The 16272-nt window shown below is 61.9% G+C and carries 17 protein-coding genes; 7 read left to right on the forward strand and 10 right to left on the reverse strand.

All coding sequences use genetic code 11. From position 1 onward, the window contains the following. Window positions 1–22: 22 nt before the first annotated feature. Window positions 23–907: a LysR family transcriptional regulator gene (locus HX869_RS01425; protein ID WP_177067023.1), complete on the reverse strand. Its 885-nt coding sequence runs from the start codon at window positions 905–907 to the stop codon at window positions 23–25. Window positions 908–1003: 96 nt separating this feature from the next. Between HX869_RS01425 and HX869_RS01430 the strand changes: the two genes are divergently transcribed. Beyond that, window positions 1004–1972 carry an SDR family oxidoreductase gene (locus HX869_RS01430; protein WP_178902658.1) on the forward strand — a complete coding sequence of 323 codons (969 nt, stop codon included), beginning with the start codon at window positions 1004–1006 and terminating at the stop codon, window positions 1970–1972. Here HX869_RS01430 and HX869_RS01435 read toward each other — a convergent pair. Both HX869_RS01435 and HX869_RS01440 read right to left on the reverse strand, forming a co-directional pair. After that, window positions 1959–2315, reverse strand: coding sequence for a DUF2784 domain-containing protein (locus HX869_RS01435; protein WP_177008389.1), 357 nt, complete (start codon window positions 2313–2315; stop codon window positions 1959–1961). The genes HX869_RS01430 and HX869_RS01435 overlap by 14 nt on opposite strands. Window positions 2316–2339: 24 nt before the next feature. Then, on the reverse strand, window positions 2340–3236 hold the full coding sequence (locus HX869_RS01440; protein WP_178902659.1) for a LysR family transcriptional regulator: 897 nt from the start codon (window positions 3234–3236) through the stop codon (window positions 2340–2342). 97 nt (window positions 3237–3333) lie between these two features. On the opposite strand from HX869_RS01440, the gene HX869_RS01445 reads away from it, so the two are divergent. Then, entirely contained in the window at window positions 3334–4182 is an 849-nt protein-coding gene (locus HX869_RS01445; protein ID WP_178902660.1) for an oxidoreductase, read from the forward strand. 104 nt (window positions 4183–4286) lie between these two features. Next, complete coding sequence (locus tag HX869_RS01450) at window positions 4287–4973, forward strand: HAD-IA family hydrolase (protein ID WP_004371166.1); 687 nt, start codon at window positions 4287–4289, stop codon at window positions 4971–4973. Window positions 4974–5090: 117 nt separating this feature from the next. On the opposite strand, the gene HX869_RS01455 is transcribed toward HX869_RS01450, so the two are convergent. Together HX869_RS01455 and HX869_RS01460 are read right to left on the reverse strand one after the other, a co-directional pair. Continuing rightward, window positions 5091–5483, reverse strand: a complete 393-nt coding sequence (locus HX869_RS01455) for a YbaN family protein (RefSeq protein WP_177008388.1) — start codon at window positions 5481–5483, stop codon at window positions 5091–5093. A gap of 20 nt (window positions 5484–5503) precedes the next feature. After that, a complete protein-coding gene (locus HX869_RS01460) occupies window positions 5504–6091 on the reverse strand; it encodes a YecA family protein (RefSeq protein ID WP_004371163.1) in 588 nt (195 codons plus the stop codon). 276 nt (window positions 6092–6367) lie between these two features. Between HX869_RS01460 and recQ the strand changes: the two genes are divergently transcribed. Further along, the gene (recQ, locus tag HX869_RS01465) at window positions 6368–8494 is read left to right on the forward strand and encodes a DNA helicase RecQ (protein ID WP_004371161.1); all 2127 of its coding nucleotides are present in this window, start codon (window positions 6368–6370) and stop codon (window positions 8492–8494) included. A 121-nt stretch (window positions 8495–8615) separates the two neighbouring features. After that, entirely contained in the window at window positions 8616–9050 is a 435-nt protein-coding gene (locus HX869_RS01470; RefSeq protein ID WP_004371158.1) for a MarR family transcriptional regulator, read from the forward strand. Window positions 9051–9182: 132 nt separating this feature from the next. On the opposite strand, the gene HX869_RS01475 is transcribed toward HX869_RS01470, so the two are convergent. Continuing rightward, complete coding sequence (locus HX869_RS01475; RefSeq protein ID WP_177027712.1) at window positions 9183–11372, reverse strand: patatin-like phospholipase family protein; 2190 nt, start codon at window positions 11370–11372, stop codon at window positions 9183–9185. 83 nt (window positions 11373–11455) lie between these two features. On the opposite strand from HX869_RS01475, the gene HX869_RS01480 reads away from it, so the two are divergent. Then, complete coding sequence (locus tag HX869_RS01480) at window positions 11456–11743, forward strand: SelT/SelW/SelH family protein (protein WP_003214624.1); 288 nt, start codon at window positions 11456–11458, stop codon at window positions 11741–11743. Here the strand turns inward: HX869_RS01480 and HX869_RS01485 are convergent. Both HX869_RS01485 and HX869_RS01490 read right to left on the reverse strand, forming a co-directional pair. Beyond that, window positions 11737–12627 carry a DMT family transporter gene (locus HX869_RS01485; RefSeq protein ID WP_178902661.1) on the reverse strand — a complete coding sequence of 297 codons (891 nt, stop codon included), beginning with the start codon at window positions 12625–12627 and terminating at the stop codon, window positions 11737–11739. The two genes, HX869_RS01480 and HX869_RS01485, sit on opposite strands and share 7 nt — an antisense overlap. Window positions 12628–12781: 154 nt before the next feature. Then, window positions 12782–13573, reverse strand: a complete 792-nt coding sequence (locus HX869_RS01490) for an AraC family transcriptional regulator (RefSeq protein ID WP_178902662.1) — start codon at window positions 13571–13573, stop codon at window positions 12782–12784. A gap of 133 nt (window positions 13574–13706) precedes the next feature. On the opposite strand from HX869_RS01490, the gene HX869_RS01495 reads away from it, so the two are divergent. Further along, window positions 13707–14516: a UDP-2,3-diacylglucosamine diphosphatase gene (locus HX869_RS01495; RefSeq protein ID WP_003214618.1), complete on the forward strand. Its 810-nt coding sequence runs from the start codon at window positions 13707–13709 to the stop codon at window positions 14514–14516. Window positions 14517–14665: 149 nt separating this feature from the next. Here HX869_RS01495 and HX869_RS01500 read toward each other — a convergent pair whose 3' ends face one another. Both HX869_RS01500 and HX869_RS01505 read right to left on the reverse strand, forming a co-directional pair. Continuing rightward, the gene (locus HX869_RS01500) at window positions 14666–15862 is read right to left on the reverse strand and encodes an amino acid aminotransferase (RefSeq protein ID WP_178902663.1); all 1197 of its coding nucleotides are present in this window, start codon (window positions 15860–15862) and stop codon (window positions 14666–14668) included. Further along, window positions 15862–16218, reverse strand: coding sequence for a 4a-hydroxytetrahydrobiopterin dehydratase (locus HX869_RS01505; protein ID WP_003214616.1), 357 nt, complete (start codon window positions 16216–16218; stop codon window positions 15862–15864). Before HX869_RS01505 ends, HX869_RS01500 begins: the two co-directional genes overlap by 1 nt. Window positions 16219–16272: the final 54 nt, after the last annotated feature.

Genomic DNA, 16272 nt, shown 5'->3' on the forward strand with positions numbered 1-16272 from the left:
ATTCTTCACCAGCGAAGCTGTCTCAATCCTGTACGTAATGCTGCAAACCGGCCACCAGGGCGTCAAAGGTGACGCGGCAGCGCGGGCTGTTGCGCAGGTCTTCGTGCATGGTGACCCAGGTGTCCAGTTGCAGGGCGAATGCGTCGGGCAGGACCCGGCTCAGGCGGGCGTCTTGCCGGGCCAGTTTGACCTGGCAGCCACCGATGCCGGCGCCAGCGCGGATCAGGGCCAGTTGTGCGAGGTCGCTGTCGCTGCTGAGGGAAAAGGCGCTGCGGTCGAAGCCTTTGACGGCCAGGCTACGGATGAAGGCGCTTTCCTGGTCGTAGCCGATGACTGAATGAGCTGAGAGATCATTCAGGCCCTGGGGGATGCCATGTTGTTGCAGGTAGTCGTTGCGCGCATGCAGGCCGACTTCGATAACGCCGATCCTTTTCGCCAGAAGTTGTTCCTGGCTGGGTCGGACCATTCGCACCGCGATGTCGGCCTCCAGTTGCAGCAGGTCCAGCAGGCGATTGCTCAGCACCAGTTCGACCTTGAGGTGCGGGTGCTGTTGGCGCAGGCGGGTGATGATCGGCGGCAGGACTTCCACGCCGATCACTTCGCTGGCAGACACTCGTACCACGCCGCGCACTTCGGGGCCTTGGGGCGACGCGGCGCGCTCGAGTGCGGCGGCGGTGGTTTCCATGGTTTCGGCATGGGTGCGCAGGGTGAGGGCGACCGCCGTGGGCAACAGGCCGCTGGCGGAGCGGGTGAACAGCACCACGTTGAGGGATTTTTCCAGCGCAGCGATGTGCCTCCCGACCGTGGGCTGCGTGATGCCGAGCTGCCGTGCGGCCCCCGACAACGATCCTTCCTTGAGTACCCCGAGGAACGACCGGTAAAGCTCCCAACCAATATTTGATGCCATGCATAAATGTATAGCGTCTGGATGATCTTCGGCAATTCCTCTATAGCTCGCCGGCGAACAGAATCGCCCCATCACACAACCCTCAGGGGAAAAAGCATGAACAAGGTTCTGGTAATGGGCGCGACAGGCGGGATTGGTGGTGAGGTGGCACGGCAGTTGTTCGCTGCGGGCTGGCAGGTGTGCGCCCTGACGAGGGATGTGGATAAGGCTCACAAGCAGAATGCCGATTTCACCTGGATAAAAGGTGATGCGCTGAACCGTGGGGAAGTCGTCGCAGCGGCCCGGGGTTGTTCGGTGATCGTGCATGCGGTGAATCCGCCCGGTTACCAGCGCTGGGCGGAGCTGGTGCTGCCGATGATCGACAACAGCATCGCGGCGGCAGTCGCGGAAGGGGCGACGATTGTCTTGCCGGGCACGGTGTACAACTTCGGGCCTGATGCATTCGCGCGGTTGGAGGAAGATTCGCCGCAGCATCCCCTTACCCGCAAGGGCGCGATCCGGGTAGAGCTGGAGCAGCGTTTGCTTGAGGCGACCCGGCAGGGCGCACGAGCGCTGATCGTGCGGGCAGGCGATTTTTTCGGCGCCAAGGCCGGCAGCAGCTGGTTTTCCCAAGGCCTGGTCAAACCCGCAAAACCGGTGGCCAGCGTGAGTTATCCGGGAGCATCAGGCGTGGGGCATCAGTGGGCTTACCTGCCTGATGTGGCGAGGACCATGGTCGAGTTGATTGCACGCCGCGACAGCCTTGATGCCTTCGCCCGCTTTCATATGGCGGGGCACATAGATGCCGATGGTCGGCAGATGAGCCAGGCGATTCAGCGGGTGGTGTCACGCAGGACCGGCCAGCAGCCTTCTGTACGTGCTTTCCCGTGGTGGCTGCTGAAACTGGCCGCGCCCTTTGTCACCACCTTCCGCGAGATGCAGGAAATGCGTTACCTGTGGCAAACCGAGGTGCGCATGGATAACGGCCGTCTCGTACAGATATTGGGCAGCGAACCGCACACGCCTTTGGACGAGGCGGTTGAGGCGACATTGGTGGGTCTCGGCTGCTTGCCTAAGCGCGCCTGATCAGCCGTACATACACCGCGATATTGATCAACAGCACCAGCGCGCCCAGCCCCAATTGAATCTGCGGCGTCAGCCCGGCCGGGTAGATCAGGGTCAGGATGTAATGCTCGATAAAGCCGCCGCCATATCCGTCCTGCCCGGCCAAATGACGAAACAGATTTTCCCAGCGGGTCAGCGGGCAGGGCAGATGGAACACTTCAACGGCGACGCCCCACGCGGCGGCAGGCAAATGCAGCCACATGACCGGTCGCCATTTGAGGGCGAGCAAACCGCCAAACAGCACGAACAGAATGAACGACAAATGAAACAGCACCAGGCCGTCGGCGGCGAAGCGGTAGAGCATGATGGGGTTCGCTTTTTGAATGGATCAGGTCCCGAATTCTTCCTTCAGGAACTCGATAAACACCCGCAATTTCTTCGGCGTGTTCGTACGGTTGAAGTAATACAAATACAGCGCGCTGTGGGCAATCCAGTCGTCCAAAACCTCCACCAACTCACCGCGTTGCAGGTACTGCTCGACGCTGGAGCGCGCCACGTAGGCAAAGCCAAACCCGTCCAGCGCACCGCGCACCATCAATTCAACATCGTTGGTCGCCAGCCGGCCTTTTACCGTAACCCGCATCTGCTTGCCGGCTTTTTCAAAGTCCCAGCGGTGCAGCGAGCCGGTCTGCGCACTGCGGTAGTTGACGCACTCATGCTCGAGCAAGTCGTGGGGATGAGTGGGCAGTTTGCGCCCCTGCAAATACTGCGGCGTGGCGACGATGACGAATCGCAACTGCGTCGCCACCGGCACCACCACCATGTCTTCGGCCAGCACATGGTCGTAGCGGATGCCCGCGTCAAAATCCTGGGCGACGATGTCCACCAGGCTGTTGTCCACCGCCACTTCCAGGTTGATGCCCGGGTATTTGCGCAGGAAGCGCTGGAGCAACGGTTGCAGGACCATTCGGCTGGCGGTGGAGGGAATGTTCAGGCGCAAGGTGCCGGCGGCGTCGACCGTCGCCGCTGCTACGCTGTGCAGGCTGGTTTGCAGTTCTTCCAGCAGCGGCGTGATCTTCTGGATCAACTGCTCGCCGGCCTCTGTCACGCTGACGCTGCGGGTGGTGCGGTTGAGCAGTTGCACACCCAACTGTTTCTCGAGGGCGCGCACGCGATGGCTGACGGTCGACACCGACAGGCTGCTGGCGTCGGCCGCCTGGGTGAAGCTTTTCGAGCGGGCGACCTGCAGGAACAGTCGCAACTGCTGAAAATCGGGCGTGTCCATTGTGTGGTATTTCCGAAAGGGCCTTGCAGATTATGCATCTTTTTAGCAAGAACTGCGGCGCGCATACTTTTCCTACACACACGAGGATTGGCCCTTTATGACGACTTCCACCGCAAAACCCGTCTGGTTCATCACTGGCTGCTCCACCGGTTTCGGCCGCCAGCTGGCGTTGCACACCCTGAGCCTCGGCTACCCGACCGTGGTCACCGCGCGTAATCCGCAGCAGGTGCAAGACATCGTTGCCGGTCACGAAGAAAACGCCCTGGTCCTGACGCTGGACGTTACCGACCAGGCCCAGGTCGAGGCGGCTGTCAAAGCGGCTGAAGAACGTTTCGGCCATATCGACGTACTGGTCAATAACGCCGGTGTCGGCTACTTCGGCTCCTTCGAAGAAAGCGACCTGGATGACGTGCGCAACATGTTCGAAATCAACGTGTGGGGCTTGAGCGCCATGACCCGCGCGGCCTTGCCCGGCATGCGCGCCCGGCGCTCGGGCAGCATCGTGAACATTTCCTCGGTGGGCGGTGTGGCGGCGTTCCCGTCGCTGAGTTTCTACAATGCGACCAAGTTTGCGGTGGAGGGCCTTTCCGAGGCGCTGTCCCAGGAAGTCGCGCCGTTGGGGATCAAGGTGTTGCTGGTCGAGCCGGGCCCGTTCCGCACCGACTGGGCCGGGCGTTCGGCCAACGAGGCGGCTCACGGGATTGCCGACTACAAGGAAACGGCGGTGGCACGGGCCAATATGGTTCGCAACTACAGCGGCAAGCAGCCGGGTGATCCGGTGCGCGCGGCGATTGCCATCGTCAAGGCGGTGGAGGCTGAGCAACCGCCATTGCGCCTGTTGCTGGGCAAGGCTGCGTTGACCTTTGCGCGGACCAAGGTGAAGGCGCTGAGTAAGGATTTTGATGCGTGGGCTGAGGTAACTGAGGGGGCGGATTTTCCCGAGTGAAGCACTGACTGGATTCGGCACAAGGCCGTAACGGTTGCTTGCAGGTAACGCTGGCCGTTATTGTGCTGAATCCTTTTAGTCCTTTTGCCCACGGATCTGTAGTGATGAATGCACCGCGTACCGCTGTCCCGATCAAGGCTGTCATTTTCGATATGGACGGGTTGTTGCTGGACACAGAAGGCATCTACACCGAAGTCACACAGATCATCGCCGAACGCTATGGCCGTACCTATGACTGGGGGATCAAGCAGCACATCATTGGTCGCGGCGCCCAGGACCTGGCGGATTACGTGGTCAAGGCGCTGGACCTGCCGATTACCCCCGCAGAATTCCTGGTGATCCGCGAGCCGCTGATGAGCGAGCGTTTCCCCAAGGCCTTGGGCATGCCGGGTGCTGAGGCGCTGGTGCGGCACTTGAAGGCGCATAACATTCCGATTGCCGTGGGCACCAGTTCGTCGCGCAACTCGTTTGGCCACAAGACCACGTTGCACCGTGAGTGGTTTGGGCTGTTCGACACTATCGTCACGGCGGATGACCCGGAGGTCGGGGCGGCCAAGCCGGCGCCGGATATCTTCCTGACGGCGGCGCGCCGCTTGGGTGTGGCACCGGAGGATTGCCTGGTGTTTGAGGATTCGCCGTTTGGCGTGACAGCGGCGAAGGCTGCGCACATGACCGCGATTGCGGTGCCGGATGAGGCGATGGCGGACAGCAAGTATCACCATGCTGACCAGATTATTCGCAAGTTGGCTGACTTTGATTTGGCGGCGTATGGCTTGCCGCCGATGCGTTGATCCCTCTGAAGCGACTGGATTAAAAATGTGGGAGCGGGCTTGCTCGCGAATACGGTGTGTCAGCCGATACATGTGCTGACTGATCCACCGTATTCGCGAGCAAGCCCGCTCCCACATTTAGTCCTGCGGTGCCTTGGGCAAGGTCTTCTGCCGCAAAATATAAACCGTCACCAACACCGCACTGGTCAGCATGAACCCTCGCGCCCAGATCAGCGGCACCAGATAGCAGGAAAAACCGATACTCACCCACATCAACCCAATGGCATACACCTTGCCCTTGAGCGGAATCCCGTTGCCATCCAGATAGTCACGAATCCACGGCCCCAGGCGCGGGTGTTCCACCAGCCAGTGGTAGAAGCGCGGGGAGCTACGGGCAAAGCAGGCGGCAGCCAGCAGAAGGAAGGGGGTAGTGGGCAGCACCGGCAGGAAGATGCCGATTACTCCGAGCGCCACGCTCAACCAGCCGATGGCCAGCAGAACGTAACGCAGGATCGCGGAACGGTTGCCCATGGGCGCCACGGGCAACGGTCTTAGTGGTGGCGAGGCTTGAGGATCGCCGGCTTTTCGTCAGGTGCGTTGCACAGCAGGTACAGGGCGGTCAGCGCTTCCGGGATCTGAACGATCATGTCGTCCATCAGGTTGGCGTCGGCGGCGATGTCGGAGAACTCAGGTTGCTCGTCGAACAGGCCGGAACCGACCATGATCGGCAGCAGCATTTCGCTGACTTCTTCTTCAGCCGTTTCGAACCAGGCCTCTTCACGCAGGAACACGCCTTCCATGAAACCGATGCACCAGCCGCGCAGTTCGGAGTCGTCCGGGTCTTCGCCCAGGTCCAGGTCGCAAGGCAGTTCGAACTCTTCATCGGAAGCCAGTTGGCGGCCAATGTGAGCCTTGAGGGCCAGCAGGGTCGATTCGATTTCTTCGCGCTGGGCGGCATCACTGTAGTGAGGCTCTTCGGAGAACAGGGCGTCGATCCATTCACGGTCGGGAACGACATCGGAGCATATCGACAGCGCGGTCAGATAGCCGTGGGCGGCCACGTAGTCCAGCGCCTCGTCGTGCAGCTCATCGGCATCGAGGAAGGCTTGCAGGCGGGTTAGTTGCTCAGCGAAGGACATTGACGGACTACCTTGGGAATAAACGATGGGCAATTCTAGGCTTTCTTGAGCTGCCAGGCCAGCCGCAGCACAGATTTGAGAGGTATTTGAGCCCGGCGGCAATTCACCAACGGCACCCTTTGCCGGGTAACGCTCGGGTATACTGCCGCGTTTTGTGATGCCCCTGCAGGCCAAGCGCCAGTCGCGGGAAAAGTTCGCTTACGGATTATTTCCCGCTCAAGCGTGCTTTTTCGACCAGCCTGTACAGAGGGATTTCGGCGATATTTGGAGTTTTTCATGCTCGAGCAGGCTCAACGCGTCCTCAAGGACATCTTCGGCTACGACAGTTTTCGTGGCCGCCAGGGTGCGATCATTGAGCGCGTGGCCAACGGCGGTGACGCCCTGGTGCTGATGCCTACCGGCGGCGGCAAGTCGCTGTGCTTCCAGGTACCGGCACTCCTGCGGGAAGGGCTTGCGGTGGTGGTGTCACCGTTGATCGCCCTGATGGACGACCAGGTGGCCACCCTTGAAGAGCTCGGCGTGGCGGCTGCTTCGCTGAACTCCACCCTCAGCGCCGAACAGCAGCGCGACCTCGCCGCCCGGATCAAGCGCGGCGAAGTGAAGATGCTTTACCTCGCCCCCGAGCGCCTGGTGCAGCCACGGATGCTGGCGTTCCTGCAGAGCCTGGAAATCGCCCTGTTCGCTATCGACGAAGCCCACTGTGTGTCCCAATGGGGCCACGATTTCCGTCGTGAATACCTGCAACTGGGCCAGCTGGCGGAACTGTTCCCCAACGTCCCGCGCATCGCCCTGACCGCCACCGCCGACAAGCGGACCCGCGAAGAAATCGTCGAGCGCCTGCACCTGCAGAACGCCGAGCGCTTCCTCTCGAGCTTCGACCGGCCGAATATCTTTTACCGCATTGTGCCCAAGGAACAGCCGCGCAAGCAGTTGCTGGCGTTCCTCTCCGATCGGCGCAGCGACGCCGGCATTGTCTATTGCCTGTCGCGCAAGAAGGTCGATGAGGTCGCCGCATTCCTCAGTGAACAAGGCTACCCGGCACTGCCGTATCACGCGGGTTTGCCCAACGAACTGCGGGCCTACCACCAGAAGCGCTTCCTCAACGAGGAAGGCCTGATCATGGTCGCCACCATCGCGTTCGGCATGGGCATCGACAAATCCAACGTGCGCTTCGTGGCCCACATGGATTTGCCCAAATCCCTTGAGGCGTACTACCAGGAAACCGGGCGTGCCGGCCGTGACGGCCTGCCGGCGGATGCCTGGATGGTCTACGGCCTGCAAGACGTGGTGATGCTCAAGCAGATGCTGCAGAACTCCGAAGGCGACGAGCGCCACAAGCGCCTGGAGCAGCACAAGCTCGACGCGATGCTGTCGCTGTGTGAAGAAACCCGCTGCCGTCGCCAGACCTTGCTCGCCTACTTCGACGAAGACATGCCCAAGCCCTGCGGCCACTGCGACAACTGCGTGGACGGCGTGCAGACCTGGGACGCTACCGAGCCGGCGCGCCAGGCGTTGTCGGCGATCTACCGCACCGGTCAGCGCTATGGCGTCGGCCACCTGGTGGACGTGTTGCTGGGCAAGGACAATGAAAAGATTCGCAGCTTCGGCCACGAAAAACTCTCGGTCTACGGTGTGGGCAAGGCCCGCGCCGAAGGCGAGTGGCGCTCGCTGTTCCGGCAGATGGTCGCCCGTGGCCTGGTGGACATCGACCTGGAAGGCTACGGCGGCCTGCGCCTGAACGACAGTTGCCGGCCGCTGCTCAAGGGCGAAGTCAGCCTGGAGCTGCGCCGCGACCTCAAGCCGCAAACCACCGCCAAGAGCAGCACCAGCCAGGCCAGCCAACTGGTGCGTTTCGAAGAGCGCGAACAGTGGGAAGCCCTGCGCGCGCTGCGTAAGAAGTTGGCGCAGGAACACAGCGTGCCGCCTTACGTCATCTTCCCGGACTCCACCTTGCTGGAAATGCTCCGCGACCATCCCACTACCCTCGGCGAGATGGCCAGGGTCAGCGGCGTCGGTGCGCGCAAGCTGGAGCGTTATGGCCAGGCCTTCCTCGAAGTGCTCGGCGGCCAGGTCGAGGCGCCGAAAGAGGTCGCCGACATCCGCCACGAGTTGATCAGCCTCGCCCGTGCCGGCATGACCCCGATCCAGATTGCCGGGCAGCTGCAGTGCTCGGAAAAGAACGTCTACACCTTGCTCGCCGAGTCCATTGGCAAGCAGCAGTTGTCGTTGGAGCAGGCCCTTGATCTGCCGGAAGATTTGCTCGGTGAAATCCAGGATGCATTCCTGGATGGAGAAGGCGAATTGCCACCCGTTTCCGAGATTGCGCCGCTGTTTACCGGCCGCGTTCCCGAGGGCGTTTTGTACTGCGTAAGGGCCGCTTTGCAGTCGGAATTCGAGATTTGATGTGCCAATTACGACAATGTAACGAATCAGTACATACCGGGTCTTGCCTACTGGCATGGGTCATGCTTAGCTGACTAATAATTAGCCACACTTTATTTTCAGTCTAATCCATGAGTTTTTTATGCCGTTAACCGATCAACACCGTTTTGGCATGCAGTTGGCGCATATGTCCCGAGGATGGCGTGCCGAGCTGGATCGCCGCTTGGCAGGTTTGGGACTGTCCCAGGCACGCTGGCTGGTGCTGCTGCACCTGGCCCGTTTTACCGAACCGCCTACCCAGCGTGAGCTGGCGCAGAGTGTCGGGGTAGAGGGGCCCACCTTGGCCCGTTTGCTCGACAGCCTGGAAAGCCAGGGCCTGGTGCAACGCCAGGCCGTGGTGGAAGACCGCCGCGCCAAGCGCATTGTGCTGTGCGACACCGCGAAGCCGCTGATCGAGCAGATCGAGACCATCGCCACGGCCTTGCGCCATGAGCTGTTTGTGGGTGTCGATGAAGAGGATCTGCGGGTGTGCATGCGGGTGCATGAACACATCCTCGGAAATCTCGAGAAGTCCTGATCCCAAGTACACAGAAGATCAAAAATGTGGGAGCGGGCTTGCTCGCGAAGGCGGAGTGTCAGTGAATATATGTGCTGACTGACACACCGCCTTCGCGAGCAAGCCCGCTCCCACATGGGTTTTGCGGCGTAGTTAGAAGGTTTGCCCCAGGTTCAGGTACACCGCCTGCTGACTGTCATCGTTAAACCCATAACTGAAATTCAACGGCCCCAGCGGCGTATCAAACCCCAGGAAAATACTGGCGGCGTTGATGTACCCGCTGTCGTATTCATTGTCGTTGTTCCAAGCCCGCCCTCGCTCCAGTGACGCGCCCAGGTACAACGGGAAATCCAGCGGCAAATAAGACCGCGGCGTCAGCCGGCGATAGTAGACCGCGCGCATCAGGCTGATGTTCTGCCCGGCAATCGCATCCTCCCGGAAGCCCGACAGCTGCCGCGCGCCCCCCAGCAGGAAGCTGGAAATCACCACGTCCGACTTATCCAGGGTGCGCCCATACCGCCCGCCGAGGATCAGTGTGTCCGGCCCGCTGCTCATGGCTTTGTCCAGCTTGAACTCCCACTGGCGATAGCGCTGGTCCGAACCCAGCCCCGGTTCGAACTCCCGGAAGGCCAGGCCAATGTCTTCGCCGGTATGGGGGAAGTACACGTTGTCGAACGAGTCGAAGGAGTACTTCAGCTCATAGAAACCCTCGCTGAAGTTGATGCTCGGTGAATTCCGGTCGCCAATGCGCACATCCGCCTTGCCCCAGGCCTCGCCGACGCCGAAACGAATCTCGCCGCTGTTGCCGATCTGCCGGCCCACGTTCAGGCCGAAGCCGTAGCGTTCCAGGCGGTATTCGGAGATCGGGTTATTGTCTTCAATCAGTTCGACGTTCTGTGCCTGGGCACTGATATAGGGCGCGACGAAGTAGCGTGAACCGGTGTCCATCGGCTGATAGAACTCGCTGTACAGCTCCTGCTTGTCCCCGATCTGCACCCGCGTCAGCCATTCGGCGCCGAGGCGGTTGATGCCGTTCATGCGGTAGCTGGCGCCGAGGTTGAAGGCGCTGTCGCCGCGCATGTCATCCGACAGGTTCAGGCCCAGGCGCAGGTAGTCGGTGCCGCTGCGTTTGCCCCGGGCGCTGATGACCAGGGTGTTGTCCTTGCCCTTTTTCACCACGCGGTATTGCACCTGTTCGAAGTAATCCAGGCCGTACAGAGTGCCCATGTCGGTTTGCAGGCGGGCCAGGTCCAGGGGCTCGCCGAGGTTCTGGCGGATGTAGTAGCGGATCACCTCGTCGCCCACTTTGGAGTCGTTCTCCACCTTGATCGCGGTGATCACCGGGTTGCGCTCGCCGGCCGTTCGCGCGGCCACCAGCGACGGGTCCACCGGTTCGGCCGGGCGCAGGTGCGCCAGGCGCACGTCGAGTGCGCGGGTGGCGCGGTAGCCCGCGTCGATCATGTCCTTGGCGCGCCCGAAATCCGTCACCCCGTAGGCGGCCAGGGGCGGCTGGATCAGCACGTCGCGGGGCGCCAAGGCCTTGAGTTGTTCTTCGGAATTGCGCCGGGTCATCAGGGTGATGGACTGGTTGAGCACGTCCACCACGGTGTTGAGTTGCTTGCGTGAGCGCAGCGGGGTGCCGATGTCGACGACGATGGCGATGTCGACTCCCATTTCCCGCGCCACATCCAGCGGGATGTTATCGGTCATGCCGCCATCCACCAGCAGCCGGCCATCCAGCTCCACCGGGGCAAACACCGCCGGGATCGACATGCTGGCGCGGATCACCTGGGGCAGGTGGCCTTTGCGGAACACCACTTTTTCACCACTGGTGATGTCGGTGGCCACGGCGCGGAAGGGGATCGGCAGCTTGTCGAAATCCCGCACGTTACTGGTGTGGGCGAACATGCTTTCCAGCAGCAAGGCCAGGTTCTGACCCTGGATCACCCCAAGTGGCAGGCCGAGGCTGCCGTCGTCGCGGAAGCTGAGTTTCTGTTTGACCAGGAAATCCCGGTCATCCTGCTTGCGCCGGAATGGCACGTCTTCCCGCGGTGGCGCGTCAGACAGGGCGAGCTTCCAGTCGATGTTCAGCGCGAGTTTTTCCAGCTCGTCGATCTTGTAGCCCGAGGCGTACAGCCCGCCGATCACCGCACCCATGCTGGTGCCGGCAATCGCATCGATGTGGATGCCCTGTTCTTCCAGGGCCTTGAGCACGCCAATGTGCGCCAGGCCACGGGCGGCACCGCCGGAGAGCACCAGGCCGATCTTCGGGCGCGGGTTTTCGACGGCTTGGACGAGGACAGGGAACAGGCACAGCAACAGACAGGACAACAGGCGGCGCATCATCAATCTCAAGGCAGGACGATAAAGGCCGGTATTATAGCCACTCGATCCTTTCAACCCGCCAAGCAGGAGCCAGTCAATTCATGTCAGCGGCCAAGCCCGAGATTGTCATCACCTATTGCACCCAGTGTCAGTGGCTGCTGCGCGCCGCCTGGCTGGCCCAGGAACTGCTGAGCACGTTCGCCGATGACCTCGGCAAAGTGGCCCTTGAGCCGGCCACTGGCGGTGCGTTTCGCATCACTTGCGATGGCGTGCAGATCTGGGAGCGCAAAGCGGACGGCGGCTTCCCGGAAGCCAAGGTGCTCAAGCAACGGGTACGTGACCAGATCGACCCGCAACGGGACCTGGGGCATAACGACCGTACTCAGTGAACCTCGGCCGTGGTGGCCGGCTGCTTGGCCGGTTTGGCGCTGCCCATCAGCCCGGACACCACGATGGCCACGATGATCAGCGCGCCGCCCATCAGCATGCGCAGGGTTGGTGTTTCAGCAAACAGCAGCCAGGCCGCGGTGATGCCGTACACCGGCTCCATGGCAAACACCACCGCCGCCGTGCGCGCCTTGAGCACCGCGAGGCTGGCGACAAACAGGCTATGGGCCAGGCCGGTGCAGAACACCCCGAGCAGGCCGATCCACAGCCAGTCCAGTGGTCGCACTTCGGCCAGCCCGGGCGCGGCGACGGGCAACAGGCACAGCGCTACCACCACGTTCTGGCACAAGGCGGCCTGTACCGGCGGGATGCGCCCACTGGCGCGGTTGTTCAGCGACAGCAGCGAGAACAACAACCCGGAGCCGACCGCCCACAACAAGCCGCTGGTGGCCTGGCTGGCGAGATTGAAATCCGGCGTGACCAGCACCAGGCCGATGCTCACCAGCACCACCAGCAGGATCTCGTTGGCGCGAATCCGCTCGCGGAAAATCAAGCCTTCGAGAATCACCGTGAACGCCGGGAAGGTGGCGAAGCCCAAGGTGGCGATGGCCACACCGGCGACCTTTACCGCAATAAAGAAACTCACCCAATGCCCGGCCAGCAGCAGGCCGCTGACCAGCAGGCGGCGCCAGTCGCGGGCTTGCAGCTTCTGCCAGGGCGTGTTGCTGGCAAAGCGCGCAAAGATCGCCAGGGCAATGACCGCGAACGCGGCGCGGCCGAACACGATAATCGCCGGCGAAGCGGCCGCCAGTTTGCCGAACACACCAGTGAGGCCAAACATCAATGCGCCGATATGCAGGGCGCCGAGGGCTGTGCGGGGAGTCATTGCGATCCTTAAACGACGGGTTTACAGGATCGCAGTCTAGAGGGTTGCAGGCATTCGCGTCTGTCGTTGGGCTCGCGGCTTTTGTTGCAGGACTCTTGCTTGGTGAAGATCCCTGTGGGAGCTGGCTTGCCTGCGATGCAGGCAACTCGGTCGTTCAGATAGCGCGCGGTGATGCTATCGCAGGCAAGCCAGCTCCCACACCGGGCGGTGCTCGTCTGAAGGCTCGGGGCGAGAGGCCAAACTCGCGCAACATCGCCGCAGCAAATGCACTTTGCGAACCATAGCCCACCCGCGCGGCAATCTCGCCGATCGGCAGCTGGCTGTCGCGCAGCAGGCCGCGGGCCATCTGCAAGCGCCGGGTGCGTATGTAGTCCATCGGCGTCTGCCCGCTTTCCGCGATAAATCGTGCATGCAGGCGGGCGACGGACAGGTCGGCGAGCTTCGCCAGGTCCGCCACTTGCAGTGGGTGCGCGGCGTGCCGCTGGATATGCGCATCGAACGCGGCATAGGGCAGGCGCTTGCCCTCCGGCGGCTGCGCAAGGTTGAGGCTGGCCAGCAGCAATATGGCGCCTTGCTGGGCGATCAGCGGATCGTCCACCGGGCTGCTTGCCAACCACTGCACCAGTTGGCTTTGGCGATTGTCGAGGGTCAGGTGTGCGCACCGGTCGAGCAAGCGGCGGCTGGCGTCGGCATGCTCGCCCAGGGACTGCGCCAGCCATTGCTCATCGGGCACGTCCAGCACCAGGCAGCGGCTGCCATCGCGACTGCGGCATGCGTGATGGGCGGAGTAGGGCAGCACCATCACACTGCTGTGCTGAACCTGGCCGCCCCGGCCATCCACCTCGAAGTCCAGGTGCCCGGACAGGCCAAACACCAGCTGTGCATGGTCGTGGCTATGGGCGATAGGCGCATCGGGGTAGTGGCGTAGCGTGAGGTTGGGTCTCATCGCAGTCTCCTGGGCAGGCCCGCAGTTTACATCGCTTCGCCGCCTGTGGGCGCTGTCATCAGACTGACGCAACACTGTCATGGGCTATTAATCCCATGGGCGCAAGCTCGCGAAAACACCGTGAGGCATGCCCATGACCAGCGCCGAACTCGCCAAACCCAGCCGCAAGCAACGCGTGCGTACCCTGTGGATTTCCGACGTGCATTTGGGCACTCGGGATTGCCAGGCCGAACACCTCTCGCATTTCCTCAAGGGCTACCACGCCGACAAGGTCTACCTGGTGGGCGACATCATCGACGGCTGGAAGCTGCGCAGCGGCATGTATTGGCCCCAGGCCCACACCAACGTGATCCGCCGCCTGCTGACCATGAGCAAGCGCGGCACCGAGGTGATCTACGTCACCGGCAACCACGATGAATTCCTGCGGCGTTATTCGAAGCTGATCCTTGGCAATATCCAGTTGGTGGACGAAGCGGTGCACGTGACTGCCGATGGCCGGCATTTGCTGGTGATCCATGGCGACCAGTTCGACGTGATCACCCGGTATCACCGCTGGCTGGCGTTCCTCGGCGATTCGGCCTACGAATTCACCCTCACGCTCAACCGCTGGCTGAACCACTGGCGGGCGCGCTATGGCTACGGCTATTGGTCGTTGTCGGCGTACCTCAAGCACAAGGTCAAGACGGCGGTGAGCTTTATCAGTGATTTTGAAGAAGCGATCGCCCATGAAGTGACCAAGCGCGAATTGCACGGCGTGGTGTGCGGGCACATCCACCATGCGGAGATTCGCAAGGTGGGCGAGGTGGACTACCTCAATTGCGGGGATTGGGTGGAGTCGTGCACGGCGCTGATCGAGCACTGGGACGGGCATATCGAGCTGTATCGATTGGCGGATGCCCAGGCGAAAGAGGCACAGCTAAAGGCCGAGATGGTCGCGGGCTAAGCCTCAAACCCACAGACTCACAGACTCACTCAGTCTAAATGTGGGAGCGGGCTTGCTCGCGAATGCGGAGTGTCAGTCACCAGATAATTCGACTGACCCACCGCCTTCGCGAGCAAGCCCGCTCCCACATTTGGAGCCGGTTTCTTCAGTCAGGTGTGGGAAACATCCGCGATCGCTTCTGCCAACAACGTCAACCGCGTCGCATCAATCCCCGCCACGTTCGCACGCCCGGAATTGACCATATACACGCTGTGCTTGTCCCGCAGTTGCTTCACCTGTTCCGCACTCAACCCGGTATAGGAAAACATCCCGCGTTGCGCCGCGATGTGCGCAAACCGCTCCGACAACCCATGGGGCGCCAACGCCTCCACCAGCCCGGAACGCAGCTGCGCAATCCGCGCCCGCATCGCTTCCACTTCCTCGGCCCACTGCTTTTTCAGCCCGGCGTCACCGAGAATCGTCGCCACCACAGCAGCACCATGGTCCGGCGGCGTCGACCACAAGTTACGCGCAATAAACGCCAGCTGGCTGCGCACATCCGTCAGTTTCTCGGCGTCCGCCGCGCACACAATCAACGCGCCGACACGGTCGCTGTACAAGCCGAAGTTCTTCGAGCAGGAACTGGTGATCAGCACTTCGGGCAGCTCAGCCGCGAACAGCCGCACGGCCCATGCATCCTGTTCCAGGCCATCGCCAAAACCCTGATACGCAAAGTCGATCAGCGGCAGCAACTGACGTTCCTGGACGATCTTCAGCACCTGGCGCCAGTCATCGTGGGACAGGTCGAAACCGGTCGGGTTGTGGCAGCAGGCGTGCAGCAGCACCACATCGCCCTCAGGCACCGTCGACAGGGTGGCCAGCATTGCCGCTACGTCCAGACGATTGTCGCTGCCCACGTACGGGTAATGGCTGACCTTGAGCCCGGCCTTGGCGAAGATGGTTTCGTGGATCGGCCAGGTCGGGTTGCTCAGCCATACGCCACGGCCGGGCAGGCTGTGGGCGATAAAGTCGGTGCTCAGGCGCAGCGCGCCGGTGCCGCCAGGCGTCTGGGTGGCGCCGGCGCGGCGTTCACTCAGCAGCGGCGAACCAGCGCCCAGCACCAACTCACTGATCAGCGTGCCGAACGCGGCATTGCCATGGCCGCCGATGTAGGTCTTGGTGGTTTGTTGTTCCACCAGGCGCTGCTCGGCCAGTTTTACCGAATGGGGGATCGGCGTCAGGCCCTGGTCGTCCTTGTACACGCCCACGCCGAGGTCGAACTTGTTCGGGTTTGGATCCTGGGCGTACAACTCCATCAGCCCGAGGATCGGGTCTCCGGGCACCCGGCCAATTGCGTCGAAATGCATTACTTGCGGCCCTCGGCATCCTTGGCCACTTCGTCGGTGCGCGCGGCCATGATGAAGTCGTTGCGGTGCAGGCCCTTGATGGAGTGGCTCCACCAGGTCACGGTGACTTTGCCCCACTCGGTGAGCAGGCCCGGGTGATGGCCTTCAGCTTCGGAGATCACGCCCACGGCGTTGGTGAAGGCCAGGGCGAATTTGAAATTCTTGAACAGGAAGACCTTTTCCAGCTGCATCACGCCATCGCGTACTTCGATGTTCCAGTCGGGGATCTGCTTGATCAGCACCGGCAACTCTTCGTCGCTGACTTGCGGGGCGTCGGCGCGGCAGGCTTCGCAGTGGGCTTGGTTCAACGTGGTCATGTGGGTATTCCTGAAATCGAGTATTTGGAAACGGTCGTCAGTAGCGTCACCCTA

The sequence above is a fragment of the Pseudomonas sp. P7779 genome (assembly GCF_013386315.1).
Taxonomy (GTDB): domain Bacteria; phylum Pseudomonadota; class Gammaproteobacteria; order Pseudomonadales; family Pseudomonadaceae; genus Aquipseudomonas.